Origin of the sequence: Halalkalibacter kiskunsagensis (genome assembly GCF_037027555.1) — a bacterium.
Lineage (GTDB): Bacteria > Bacillota > Bacilli > Bacillales > Bacillaceae_D > Halalkalibacter > Halalkalibacter kiskunsagensis.
Map to the genome: position 1 here is coordinate 167883 of NZ_JAXBLX010000003.1, position 13681 is coordinate 181563.

Annotated in this window: 14 protein-coding genes; 1 reads left to right on the forward strand and 13 read right to left on the reverse strand. The window is 38.0% G+C overall.

What is annotated here, in order from left to right; genetic code table 11:
* Nucleotides 1-16: 16 nt before the first annotated feature.
* On the forward strand, nucleotides 17-889 hold the full coding sequence (locus SLH51_RS02985; RefSeq protein ID WP_335958988.1) for a YitT family protein: 873 nt from the start codon (nucleotides 17-19) through the stop codon (nucleotides 887-889).
* Between the two features lie 96 nt (nucleotides 890-985).
* On the opposite strand, the gene SLH51_RS02990 is transcribed toward SLH51_RS02985, so the two are convergent.
* The 13 genes from SLH51_RS02990 to hisC all read right to left on the reverse strand — a co-directional run bounded on the left by SLH51_RS02990 (nucleotide 986) and on the right by hisC (nucleotide 13658).
* Nucleotides 986-1663, reverse strand: a complete 678-nt coding sequence (locus tag SLH51_RS02990) for a zinc metallopeptidase (protein ID WP_335958989.1) — start codon at nucleotides 1661-1663, stop codon at nucleotides 986-988.
* A gap of 118 nt (nucleotides 1664-1781) precedes the next feature.
* A complete protein-coding gene (gene ypjB / locus SLH51_RS02995) occupies nucleotides 1782-2570 on the reverse strand; it encodes a sporulation protein YpjB (RefSeq protein ID WP_335958991.1) in 789 nt (262 codons plus the stop codon).
* 74 nt (nucleotides 2571-2644) lie between these two features.
* Entirely contained in the window at nucleotides 2645-3241 is a 597-nt protein-coding gene (lhaT, locus tag SLH51_RS03000) for a lipoprotein heptaprenylglyceryl N-acetyltransferase LhaT (protein ID WP_472779949.1), read from the reverse strand.
* Between the two features lie 73 nt (nucleotides 3242-3314).
* Nucleotides 3315-4097 carry a menaquinol-cytochrome c reductase cytochrome b/c subunit gene (locus tag SLH51_RS03005; RefSeq protein WP_335958995.1) on the reverse strand — a complete coding sequence of 261 codons (783 nt, stop codon included), beginning with the start codon at nucleotides 4095-4097 and terminating at the stop codon, nucleotides 3315-3317.
* A 51-nt stretch (nucleotides 4098-4148) separates the two neighbouring features.
* Nucleotides 4149-4820 (reverse strand): menaquinol-cytochrome c reductase cytochrome b subunit, encoded by a 672-nt coding sequence (gene qcrB / locus SLH51_RS03010; protein WP_034628475.1) that lies wholly within the window; start codon nucleotides 4818-4820, stop codon nucleotides 4149-4151.
* 15 nt (nucleotides 4821-4835) lie between these two features.
* Nucleotides 4836-5336, reverse strand: coding sequence for a ubiquinol-cytochrome c reductase iron-sulfur subunit (locus tag SLH51_RS03015; protein WP_335958997.1), 501 nt, complete (start codon nucleotides 5334-5336; stop codon nucleotides 4836-4838).
* A 353-nt stretch (nucleotides 5337-5689) separates the two neighbouring features.
* Nucleotides 5690-6151: a YpiF family protein gene (locus tag SLH51_RS03020; protein ID WP_335958998.1), complete on the reverse strand. Its 462-nt coding sequence runs from the start codon at nucleotides 6149-6151 to the stop codon at nucleotides 5690-5692.
* Between the two features lie 152 nt (nucleotides 6152-6303).
* Nucleotides 6304-6849, reverse strand: a complete 546-nt coding sequence (locus SLH51_RS03025) for a ReoY family proteolytic degradation factor (RefSeq protein WP_335959000.1) — start codon at nucleotides 6847-6849, stop codon at nucleotides 6304-6306.
* A gap of 103 nt (nucleotides 6850-6952) precedes the next feature.
* Nucleotides 6953-8206: a tetratricopeptide repeat protein gene (locus SLH51_RS03030; protein WP_335959002.1), complete on the reverse strand. Its 1254-nt coding sequence runs from the start codon at nucleotides 8204-8206 to the stop codon at nucleotides 6953-6955.
* Between the two features lie 127 nt (nucleotides 8207-8333).
* Nucleotides 8334-9287, reverse strand: a complete 954-nt coding sequence (locus SLH51_RS03035; protein ID WP_335959003.1) for a hypothetical protein — start codon at nucleotides 9285-9287, stop codon at nucleotides 8334-8336.
* A gap of 424 nt (nucleotides 9288-9711) precedes the next feature.
* Entirely contained in the window at nucleotides 9712-11004 is a 1293-nt protein-coding gene (gene aroA / locus SLH51_RS03040) for a 3-phosphoshikimate 1-carboxyvinyltransferase (protein WP_335959005.1), read from the reverse strand.
* A gap of 197 nt (nucleotides 11005-11201) precedes the next feature.
* Nucleotides 11202-12299 (reverse strand): prephenate dehydrogenase, encoded by a 1098-nt coding sequence (locus SLH51_RS03045; RefSeq protein ID WP_335959006.1) that lies wholly within the window; start codon nucleotides 12297-12299, stop codon nucleotides 11202-11204.
* Between the two features lie 258 nt (nucleotides 12300-12557).
* Complete coding sequence (gene hisC, locus SLH51_RS03050; protein ID WP_335959008.1) at nucleotides 12558-13658, reverse strand: histidinol-phosphate transaminase; 1101 nt, start codon at nucleotides 13656-13658, stop codon at nucleotides 12558-12560.
* Nucleotides 13659-13681: the final 23 nt, after the last annotated feature.

Here is a 13681-nt window from a genome sequence, read left to right on the forward strand (position 1 = left end):
TCATAAGGAGGACTATATGGCTTATAAGGTTCGCTTCAAAAATGTACTTTTTATTTTGCTTGGCTCTGCTATTCTTTCTTTTGGACTTGTGTACTTTAATATGGAGAACAACTTAGCAGATGGTGGATTCACTGGAATTACGCTTATTCTTTACTTTATGTTTTTAATTAATCCTGCTATTTCAAACCTTCTATTAAACATCCCTCTCTTTTTTATCGGATGGAAAATATTAGGAAAATCCACATTTATTTATACCATTATCGGAACAATCGGAGTATCTATTTTTCTCGAGATCTTTCAACGTTATCCATTCATCAGCATCCCTCTTCATGACGACATGACGCTTGCTGCATTATTTGCTGGTGTTTTTATCGGTGTTGGGCTAGGAATTGTTTTCAGGTACGGAGGTACAACAGGCGGAGTAGATATTATTGCAAAACTCGGATTTAAATATCTTGGTTGGAGTATGGGAAAGACCATGTTTATGTTTGATGCCCTTGTCATTGCAACATCACTTATTTATTTAAACTATCGAGAAGCAATGTATACACTGCTTGCTGTTTTTATTGCTGCTAAAGTAATAGACTTCATTCAGCAAGGTGCGTATTCAGCAAAAGCTTCTCATATTATCTCAGATAAAGTACCTGAAATAGCAGATACGATTATGAAAGAGATGGATAGAGGAGCGACCATTTTAAAAGGAAAAGGGAGTTTTTCCGGAACAGATAAAGAGGTCCTCTATTGCGTTGTTGGTCGAAATGAACTTATTCGCTTAAAGACATTAGTAGAACGTATTGACCCCCATGCTTTTGTAACAGTAAACGACGTTCAAGATGTAATAGGAGAGGGTTTCACGCTGGATGAGAATAAAAAGCCTCTACAACTGTAAGTGCCAATTTAATACAAGGTGTGCACCTTTGATCATTGTCATTGATTTTTTCTAGTTCAAAAGAAAATAAGCTTGGAGCCTTTTGCTCCAAGCTTATTAGTCATCATTATTCATCCCAAGATACATAAAAATAAATCGAGCAAGCTCAAGTAAAGCAACAAGTGCACCAGCAACATATGTTAATGCTGCAGCATTTAAGACCTTACGCGTGTCACGCTCTTCATCATTGCGAATAACACCAGTTGAAACAATTTGCTCCATCGCACGGCTACTTGCATTAAATTCAACCGGTAGCGTAACTACCTGGAACAAAACAGCAGCCGCCATCGCAAAGATACCAAGTAAAATGAAACCTGAAGCTTGCATCAGTATTCCAGCTAAAATTAAAAAGAACGAAACGTTTGAACCAAAGCTAGCAACTGGAACTAGTGAATGACGAATACGCAAAAATGCATAGTCCTCCGCATCTTGCATTGCGTGACCAACCTCATGCGCCGCAACAGCAGCACCAGCAACAGAAGTTCCATAATAATTATCTGTTGATAAACGGACTACTTTTGAACGTGGATCATAGTGGTCTGTCAATGTACCACGTGTCTCTTCGACTTGAACGTCATGCAAGCCATTATCATTGAGAATCTTTCTAGCAACTTGTGCTCCTGTCATACCTGATGAAGCATGGACTTGAGAATACTTTTTGTACGCGCCCTTCACTCTCATCTGTGCCCAAATTGGAATGATCAGAAGAAGAATAAAATAAACGATAAAACCCATCGAATGTACCACCTCTGTTGTTAGATCTTACATATTATTTTAAATTGAACATCAAACAAAGTCAAACAAAAACACTATGTTTACAGTGGTTTCAACGATTTCTCACAATTTTGTCACATTACTCTTTCCCTCGAACCTTTTGTTTTTCAGCCTTGTATTTTTTATAACCTACATAGGATAAAGACATCGTGATCATCCCACCAATCGTAAACATAACCCACCACAGAGAAGGATCAGCACTATCTTCTTTTCCTCTACTATAAAGATATGTCCATTCCGTTTCCATTACTTCAAGATGAGGGACCACCTTATCTTTATCTATAATCTCAGATCTCATTCTTTCTAGGTACGTAATTTGAGAATCAATTTTTTGAAGATGCTGCGGCTCAATATCAATTAATAAAGCTGGTCTAATCATGTCGTAATGACGTAAAAATTCATTAAATCGGTGCTGGTAGCCTTGGGAATCTCCAGCAACCATTGCCACTTTCATATTAGACAAAGCATTCATTACTGACTCTTCTGTGTGTAACCACAGTGGATGATGTTCACTAGACAAGGCATCAACTGCAAGGCGAAAAGCAGTTACGTTATAAATTCGTTGATCAAGTGGCATATCTAGAGCAGTAACAGCCTCGACCGCATGTTCAAATGATCCAGTTACCGTTCGTAATGAGCTCATTGTGATTTTCTCTTCCTGAAAATCAACTTCTAAAAACATAACAGAAAAATAATCCAACAATTGCTTAGCTTCTTCAAATTTTTCTTGTTTAACTAACTGAAGGATTTGGTCGGATGTGTGATTTAATTCTTTCCATGTATGTAGCGATTCCGTGTCATTTGCTTGAATGCTCAATGGAAAGCTAAAAACGATTACGGCCACCATTACCATAACTATTTGACGCATGTTTGTCCCTCCTTCTTCTCATAACATCTTATGAACAGATGGACAAGAGTAGACCAAGAAAGAGAGACAAACCATTATTGAATTTCTAACTTTAATCGATTCTTCCGCACACTTAGCAAATAAACAGTGAAAACTGAAAAGACACTTAACCAAAAAGTAAAATAACCAATCATATCAATATCACTCATGAGCCTTCCGGAAACCCATGGATGCATCATAAAAACATAATCAATTATATCATTATGAAAAGTCCATATAGCAGCTATTACTAAATGCCCTCTATTTATCCTGAAATAAGGGGCATATAAAATCGCTTGGAATGCCATACCTGCGTGCGAGAATATAAGCATATAATTTTTCCAATTTAGTGAATCCCCTGCCCACCCCGCAGCAACATTCATTACAACCGCCCAGATTCCGTATTTTATCAACGTAACAGCCGCTAACGCTTCAATTAATGGCCAATTTCGTTTCATTAAAAAGGCAATCAAGACGAACACGAAAAACAGACTCGCAGTCGGACTATCAGGAACAAATAGGATAAAACGTGTTGGAGTTTGAGCCAATTGACCCATATACCAAATATACCCATACAAAGTTCCTGGAATATTGATAAGCAATAATAAAATAATCATCCACTTAGTTCCAAACAGAGAAAGCATACGACTCATCATTATCGTTCCTACCTTTTTATGTAATGTTTAGTGATAAGAAAAAAGCTGACTATAACAGTCAGCTTTTCTTTTACTCTTCTTCAGGTTGGCCGTGAGCGGCAATATACTCAGCAAGAATTTCAAGCTCTTCGTCTGAGCCATCAAATAAGTCAGCAGGCATTGCACCTTGACCATTGATAATTACGTTCATTACCTCTTCAGCATTTTTTTCTGTATCAAGTAATGAAGGACCACCAGCTCCACCTGTCATTGTATCACCGTGACATCCAATACATGAGGCTTGAGCGGAATAAATTTCATACCCTTGCGCCTCCGTATTAATGTCTCCTTCTTCAACAATTGCACCTTGTTCAGCAGCTGCTTCCCAATCATGTTGATCAACTGATTCCCAAGTTAGGTAGAAAACTGAAATAAATCCAAGCATCATCATGCTTGTTGCAATCGGACGTCTTAGTGGACGACGCTCTTTTCCAGTATCTAACCACGGAGCTAACAAGAGTGCTCCAAAAGCAAGTCCAGGCATAACGATTGTACCAATGACATTAAAGTCACCAGAAGCATATTGATATTTTAATAACTGATACAAAAATAAAAAGTACCAATCTGGTAATGGAATATATCCAGCGTCAGTAGGATCAGCCATTCGCTCAAGCGGTGCCGGATGAGCAACCGTAATGAGGAGGTAACCCATTAAAAATACCGCACCAACCATCCACTCTTTTAAGAGGAAGTTCGGCCAGAACGCTTCTGTCTTACCTGGATATTCCGAGTAGTCTTTTGGAATGTTAGGTTTTCGATTGTTTGCCTTGACACGAGAGTCACCGACAAACTTCATCCCTTTACCACGTTCCATCTCGTTCCCTCCTTTTTCATTTGTTTGCTAAAAAGTCATTTAGAGTTCATTTTACAACGGTCCAGAAATACCTTGTTTACGGATCATGTAGAAGTGAGCCGCCAGCAAGCCAAGTAATGCAGCTGGTAAGAAGAATACATGGATCGCAAAGAAACGAGCTAGAGTCGCTGCACCGATAATCTCTCCACCAGCAAGCAACGTCTTCGTAAATCCACCAACAATCGGTACACTTTCAGCAATTTGAAGTACAACCGCTGTTGCGAAGTATGCCTTCATATCCCAAGGTAATAAGTAACCCGTTACTCCTAATGCAAGCATAACAAAGAAAATAAGGACACCAACTACCCAGTTTAATTCACGAGGCTTCTTGTAGGACCCTGTAAAGAAGACACGCAAAGTGTGCAAAAACATCATAACAATAACTAAACTTGCGCCCCAATGGTGCATACCACGTACGATTACACCGAAAGCGACTTCATTTTGTAAGTATGCTACTGATTGATAAGCGTTGACAATATCTGGTACGTAATACATTGTCAAGAACATGCCCGATAAGATCTGAATCACTGTAATAAAGAATGTTAGTCCTCCAAAACAGTAAACGAACGCAGAGAAGTGGTGAGCCGGATTTACATGCTCTGGTACTTCGTGATCGGCAATATCGCGCCACATTGGCGTAATATCGAGACGCTCATCAACGTAGTCGTAAATTTTTTGAAGCATCAATTACGCCCCTCCTTATGTTCGCTGATTAATTTGACCTAAGTAAACTTTTCCATCTTCCACTACGACATCATAAACGTCTAATGGACGTTGTGGAGGTGTTCCTGGAATGTTAATACCGGAACTATCAAACATTCCAAAATGGCATGGACAGAAGAATCGATCTGGATGATCTTCTTGCGTACCATACGCAACCGTACAACCTAGATGTGTACATGTCGGTGATAAAGCCGTAACTGTATTATCACGAATAAAGATGTACGCTTCACGAGTCACTTCTGATTCGTACCATACATCGACTTGTTCAAATGAGAATCTGAACTTTTGCGGCTCTTCCGTTAATTCCGCCACTTCACATACATATCTTAGGTCTGATTCCGCCCCAGCCTTAAGAGCAGGATCTAGCGCAAATCGAGCCATTGGCATTAGCATACCTGCAGCCATAAAGCCACCAACACCTGTAAGTGTGTACGTTAAAAATTGTCGACGTGAAACTCTGTGGTCTTTTTCACTCACTCGTTTTCCCCCCTTACACTATAAGGTAAACCCAAAAATGGGCATAAAATAAACACTTTATTATACTAGGACATACCCATGATAATATAACACGAATGAATAAGCAACAATTTCCGCATTCTGGCACAAATTCGGCATATTTCATAGGTGATCTGTTAAATAGATCATTGACTATAATACCAGATTCAGACTTGTAATCAAAATTTGCACAAAAAAAAACTGAAAAACCTACATTATTAAATGTAACATCAATGATTCTTAATTATCATAAGAAAAAAGCCTCCTCAAGTATGAGAACTTGAAAGAAGCTCTTGGGCTCCAATTAGGCCTGTTTTACTTGTAACTTAACCCATTTATCTACTTTGCCATTTATTTGTCATTATTGGGATCAACTGTTTCAATTGATCAGCAATAACGTCACGTTTATAACTTGCCTCCATGTGTTCAAGCGGAATAGTAGGTAGCCAGAGTAACATTCCGTTTACTTGGTCCTCGACAGATTTCCACTCACCGTCAGACGTTAAATAAACAATGTGAGAGATACCACCATCTCGTAATTCATCTTCCCAACTTCGAATGCGGTTCATTCGACTAGTAGAATCCTCTGTTCTCAAATATGTAAAAGGTGGAAACTGAACAACTCTTCCATGAAATTGCTTTTCCACTTCTAACACAATAATTGAAATAAATTCACCCATTGCTACTGTTGACTTTACATCTTTTTGCCACGCTAACGGAATTAGTGGAATAAGAGCCGTGTCAACATATTCCTTTGCTTGTAAATACGTATCCATTTCACTAGCTTGCCATTTCATATGTATATCTTCTCCCAACACAACCTTAAGTTAATCTTACAGCGAATGAACGAAAAATTACAACTATAGAGGATGACCCCTTTTTGACAAACTACTAGTCAAGAAATAGCTTCACTAAAAAGCAGACTTCCCCTTACTCATTGTCAGACAAGTTACTTTTCACTTAATTGTTGTAATTGTTTGACCAATTGATCAAACAGCTCTTTATTTTGTTTATCTAGTGCATTGTCAATTTCATTTAACAGCCGTTCTCTCTTAAACGTGTTAAGAGAACGATCCAAAATCGCTTCTGTTTCTTTTTGAAAAGCAACCGTAAGCTCAATATTTTCTGGGATATGAGGATTTTCTTCCAGTACAACTAAGTATGGTGGAAACTGCCTTGCCCCAGTAAAGTGTAATTCAATGTAAATATCTTCGGTTTGGTTTAAACGAATATCATGAAAGGCTTTTTCTGCATCTGTTGTAATGTGCTTTTCTTTATGAAAGGAGAATGGAATGCTATCCACCCCTTTAGCTGAAATAATTAGCGCTTTCGGAGTATGAGCTGCCTGTTCAACAAAATGAACTCGTTCCATAAGCTCATCATCACTCATTAAATAGTTCAATAACCAAGCACATTCCCGGCGCTTTAATTCAAACTGTTGCAAAAAATTCTTAAGAAACTCTTTCTTATCTACAACTGGAATGATGTTGCCCACGCCTCACCCCTCCTTAAGATTTTTCTTATTTCATGGCTATTCATTGAATAGATTGTATAATGATACTATTCTCTATTATTTATTGATTTCCCTTTTTTTAAAATCAATTTAAATTTTGAAGTACCTCAATTATATCAGCCCTTTCTGGATATAATTTTAAGACTTTGGAAAATTTCTGTCTTGCTTCATCACGCAATCCATATTCAAGTAAAAAGTATCCGTATTCTTCTAAGAAGTCAACGTCTTCAGCATATGTTTTTTCAATTTCTTTGTATCGTTCAAATGCCTTATCATAGTCATCTTCCTCTTTTACAGCAGTCGCCTCATACCACGTATACATAGTATCTTCTTCACCATAGTCACGCATATGTTCCATTAACTCTTTTAACTCTTCAAATGATTGTGTATGCTTAAAATATGCTGCTAGCGTGTGGACAGCTTCAACATTTGATGGATTTAAAGCAATAACTTTCCTTAGGAACTCCTCCCCCTCTGTTGGCATTTGCCGTTTGAAGCTTAGCTTGCCTGCATGAACGTATAATGATTCATTATATTCATCTACCTTCATCCCTTTCTGCAAGGTTTCGATGGCATCATCTAACCGACCTTCAGCTTCATATGCTTTAGCTAAGTACGTATACAAACTTGAGTAATCAGGGTCTAATGTTAATAGTGACTCAAGTTGTTCAATTGCAAGGATCATGTCACCTGTTTGATAAGCTGTAAATCCATATCCAAATAGGGCATTTGGTTCTAAATTCTCCTTAAGCCCTTCTCTATAAAATTCAAGAGCGTCTTCAAATTGACCACTAGCACTATAAGCTTCTGCTAATAATAACTTTAAATGAACATTAGGAATAGATTCACCAGAATGAACTGCTTTCTTTAAATGTGGAATACTTTTTATATAATCTCCTCGCTCTAAATAAAATTCCCCAAGCCCATATGAAATAATCACTTCATTAGGTGCTTTTTCCTGAGCCAATATCAACTTTTGTTCAGCCACTTCGTCAAGTGATTGCATTTGATATAAATCCGCAAGAAGTACTTGGGCCTGCACGAATGCTGGATCATCTTCATTAATTTCTAATAATAGTTCAATTGCCTCATCTTCTTTGTCCATATCAATTAATAGTTCTGCGGCAAAAGAATACAAACTACCTTCATCGGGGTATAATAAAAGCAACTCATCTACTATATTTTTTGCTTTTTCAATATGTCCTAATTCTTGGTAAATTTCAGCAATATCAAACTTAACTTGATGATCTGCTCTTTTTTCTAGTCGAGCTAATTCACTTAACCCTTGTTCTACATTGCCTGTTTCAATGTCTTGTATTGCTTTTTCAATTGCATTCATTCCATACTCCTCCATTATCTATAGAAACCGTCTCGTCATCTTCTTCGACACTTCTCCATCATACCCTTCTAAAACAAGAAGAAACCATCATCCCATTGAATGACGGCAATTTGCACGTAATTTCGAGTTACATATAACTCTTCTGCTGAATTTCGTCTTCTCCAACATGTGACATAGACAAAAATCTTGCAGGTCTTTTCACTTCAATTAAGCGTCCAAAACCTGGCTTTAATGTAATTGCATCATTTGATTTTATAATTTCTCCTTTTACAACGACTACAATAGGATCTTTCTCATCATAAACAATCCATCCTTTTGTTGCAACTTTTTCCTTCAATGAATAAATTTCATGATTTTGATCTTGATGGAAAATTAGATAGTCAGCATCGCTTCCAGCAAGCAAGGTTCCCTTTTCCGGAAATAACCCAACCTTTTGTAAAAAAGGCTTTATCCATCGAACAAGCGGTTCAATTGGTGCAGTAGTATGAATCCGATAGTTATTACAATATGCCATCCACTCTCTTAGTAGTGCGACTTCAAACCTTGCAGAGGTAGAAGAAATCACAGGAATAAGTACGGTTGGATATGTTAAAAGGGTTTGTGAGATATGAGTCCACGGCAGGCTCTTCAATTCGTTAAACGATTGAATTTCGATTCTCAGAAAAGGTATCTTTAGATTTTGACACATCCGGATAACGCTAGGACGTACCATTGCTAGTGGAAGCGTTATCCCAATTACAAAATCCAACGTACTACTTGCCATGGAGTGCTTGGCACGTTTAAACACCGCTTCAATTTCTCGTTCATACTGAACACGAGGTGCTACTGCTACACTCGTACAACCTTTTTTAATTAATAAGCTTTGCCTTTCTTGAAATTGTTGGAAGTCGTTGCATGTCAACAACTTGTCGTCATACATAATTCTTCCGTTTGTCATAATGGTACCAGTCATCGTTACACGTTGTTTATTCCATTTGTCAAAAGTACTAGTGACATAGTTAATTTTCCCATCCTTAATTAAATAGGATCGTAGCGTGTTGATCTCTTCATCAATTTTTGTCGCTTTGTCTAATAAATACATCACCATTCCTCCTACTTCTGTAATAAAGATAGACCGCTCTTAAATAATCTTTACGCTTAATGTATAGCCCCACAAGAAGTAACTCACGCCTTTGATAGATGTTGTACTTATTAGACAAGCTATGAAATAAAAATCAAAAAGAGAACAGTACTTTCTATTTTTGATTTAATTTCAGAATCTTTCCTTTTTTCTATTGACTTCAAACAATAAGTGTATATAATAATAAATAAGCGTATGGTTTCTCTCCACTCCTATCCATACAACTTTTTAGCTTTTTGCTAAACCTTCATTTGTAAACGCTTACGTTTACAAATGAAGGATTTTTTTATTTCGGTTGTACGTTTGTAAGATCGGAAAAAACTTCCCACTACTTTCATTTCAATGATAAAGAGACTAAAATTATGAATTTTAGTCTCTTCTGCAGTTACTGATTTTGTTGTAACGACTTTATATGTTCAAAAAAGCTAGGATAGGAGACCGCTATCGCATCACTTCGGTCAATTGATACATCGCCATCAGTTATTAATCCCGCAATAGCCATCGCCATTCCAATTCGATGATCGCCAAAACTGCTTACAGCTGAGCCTTTTAAGGATTTACGCCCTTCTATTATCATGCCATCATCTGTTGCAGTGATTGTTGCACCAAGCTTTTTTAGCTCACTGACGACTGTATCTATTCGGTTCGTTTCCTTCACTTTTAATTCTTCAGCATCACGGATAACCGTTTTTCCTTCAGCTTGTGTAGCTAACACTGCGATAATTGGGATCTCATCAATAAGCCTTGGAATTAAGTCGCCTCCAATTTCAATTCCTTTTAACATTGATGTAGAAATCGTGATATCTGCAAGTGGTTCACCACCAGCTAATCTTTCATTATGGATCGACATAGTTGCCCCCATGTTTTCTAGCACATCAATGATTCCAGAACGAGTTGGGTTTAATCCTACTCCTTCTAACGTAATTTCGCTATCTGGTACGATTGCAGCAGCAACTAAGAAAAAGGCTGCAGATGAAATATCCCCAGGTACAACAATATGTTGTGCTGTTAGTGATTGTCCTCCTTCAACAGAAACGGTTAAACCTTCACGCCTAACAGTAACTCCATATGCCTCAAGCATTCTTTCAGTATGGTCACGAGATAAAGCAGGTTCGGATACAGACGTCACACCAGAACTTTGTAAACCCGCAAGCAAAATAGCCGACTTCACTTGTGCACTCGCGACTTTAGATTGGTAAGCGATCCCTTGCGTTTGCCCTCCTCGAATCGAGAGTGGCGTGTAATTGCCATTTTCTCTCCCATCTATGATTGATCCCATTTCACGTAATGGATTTGTCACACGAGCCATCGGGCGCTTAGCAATTGAATCATCACCAATAACAACTGAATGAAACGGTCTTGTTGCTAAAATCCCAAGCATAAGACGAGTCGTTGTTCCAGAGTTCCCTACATCTAAAATCTCACGAGGCTCCGTCAGACCTTCCCATCCTCTCCCCTCAATTGTCACCTTTTCACCTTGTTGTTCAATCGAAACTCCTAACTTCCGAAAACAAGCAATCGTACTTAAGCAATCTTCACCTGGCAAAAATCCTTCGACAGTTGTTGTTCCTTCGGCAATAGCTCCAAACATAACAGCTCGGTGCGAAATTGATTTATCACCTGGTATTTGTATCGTGCCTTTTAATCCATTTGAATGTGTAACAATAGCAGTGTTCATTTTATCCCTCCTGCAAGATTGAATTAAATAGTGACCGTATGTGTCTTTTTCCTTTTGAATAAGATCGATAGTGCTCGACCTTATTCCTGTCCGGTAGTAAAGAGAAAGCCATTTAAGGGAATAGTCATCTCTCATTAATAGGAGCGACTACTCTCTTTGGTTCGTTATTAAAAAGAGAACCCCTTTTTAATAATTCTCTATAAAATATATGTATCATACAAATGTATTTGTAAATGCAATTGTGCTCGCTCTCGATCTTCCTCAGAGCGAAAGCTTAATCTTAAAACCCCCATTATATCTTCACGAGTTTCCAATATCCGTATATTTGTTAAACTGATTTGATGTTGAGCTAAAATTCCTGTTACATCTGAAATGACACCGGGATGGTCAGGTACATCAACAAATAAATCGTAAAATGAAGGAATAGCTCCTTTTTTCCGAACAGGTAGACCATCTCTGAAATCTTTTGCATCTTGAAAGTATGTATAGATAGCTTCAGCACTTTCTTCTTCAATTAATGCTTTAACAGAAGCCATTTCCATTGTCCATGAATCCAGCAATTGCAATAAACTCTCCTTATTATGCAAAAGAATATCTCTCCACATAGTTGGACTTGCAGACGCTATTCGAGTAATGTCTCTAAACCCGCCAGCTGCTAACCTAGAAACAAGAGGGTCTTCATCTTCTATTTTGGCAATTTGATGCACAAGACTTGCTGCAATTACATGTGGAAAATGACTAATAGCCCCAGCTAACCGATCATGCTGACTAGGCGACAATTCAATAAATGTAGCTTTCGTTCCCTTTAGCCAATTTTGAAGCTGAATAATAACCCGTACATCCGTTCCTTCAATAGGAGTTAAAATGTAAAAAGCATTTTCAAATAAATGTGATCTTGCTGCTTCTACTCCGCTTTTATGTGAACCTGCCATCGGGTGCCCGCCAATAAAAGTAACACCTTTTTCAGCTAAACAAGAAGCTTGCTCAACGATTCGTTTTTTCGTGCTGCCTACATCTGTCACAATTGCCCCAGCTTTCAAATCAAACTGAGAGATGTCTTGTACGAGTTGTTCTGTTTTTAAAACAGGAGTCGCAAATATTATTAAATCTGCCCCAATAACACCTTCTTTTATCGATGATACTGCCTCATCAATTACTTTTAAAGACAATGCCATTTTCAGCTGTTCATCTGAAATATCGAAGCCCCGAATATGGACATTATGCTCCTTTTTAATTGCTAGGGCTATTGAACCACCTATTAAACCGAGACCTACGATAAAAACCGTTCGCTTCATGCTGTTCTCCTTTTCACCCTACTCTTAACAAAAAACGCCCTTAACCATCATGAAAGACGATTGTTTTTTTAGGAAGACATAGTTCCCGCCAGATACATTAGATTATGTGCGCTCATTTTTATTTCCCTGCTTTTTCACTCAAGGACAGGGCTCAGGCGGAAACGTTAGTTTTTTCACTTCCCAACCATTTCTCTCCATCCTAGAATAATTGATGGAGAAACTCTCTTTTTGCTTTTTCTTACAATATTCAGGTTATTGTTATTGTTCTACTGCTTTTGAAACTAGCAGCTCTTCTAAAACAGAGAATAACTCTTGATTCTCTTCATCAGTACCTACCGTGATTCGCACACACGTTGGGAATCCAAGAGCTTCACCTGACCTGACAATGAACCCTTTCTTTAGTAAGTAATCAAAAACCTCGTCGCCAGAACGATTAAAATCAATTAAAATAAAATTCGTTTGTGAAGGATAATATTTCAACTTATGTGTTTGACAGAACTTTTCAAATTGTTTCAATGCAGCTGTATTCTTTTTGACACATGAAGAAATAAATTTATCATCTTCTAAAGATGCTACTGCTGCGACATGAGCAAATGTCGTATTATTAAACGGCGGACGAACTGGATCAAGTAATGAAATTAGCGCAGGATTGGCAACCCCATATCCGACACGTAATGCAGCTAGTCCATACGCTTTTGAGAATGTACGTAAAATCATTAAATTCTCATACTTCTCTAGTAAGGGCAGCGTTTCAGGATAATCACTTGCCGTTACATATTCGAAATAAGCTTCATCAGACACAACAAGAACATGCGATGGAACGCGTTCTAAAAAGCTCGTAAATGCTTCTTGACTAACATATGTACCTGAGGGATTGTTAGGATTACACACCCAAATAATACGTGTGTTCTCATCGATTGCTTTTAACATCGCATCTAGATCATGAACCCCCTCCACACACGGGACTTCTCGAACCTCAGCTCCTTCAATTGTCGCATTTAATTTGTATTGTGAGAATGTAGGATCTGCTGTTACCGTATTCGTTTCTGGTGAAAGGAAAGCACGGCACAAAAATTGAATGACTTCATCAGACCCATTTCCAAATATTAGTTGGTTTTGCTCTACGCCGATTTTCGTTGCCACTTTCTCTCTAATAACGGCAGCATAACCATCGGGATAAATTGCAGTTTGAGAGGCCGCCTCACTAATAGCTTTTGCCGCTAGTGGCGATGCTCCGTACGGATTTTCATTTGAAGCTAGCTTTACAACCTTCGTTAATCCAAGCTCTTTTTTCACTTCTTCAATTGGTTTGCCTGGTTTATATGAAGGCAAGCCTTGTAATTGTGGTTTTGCTTGCATGTTTAGCACCTCATCTAATAAAA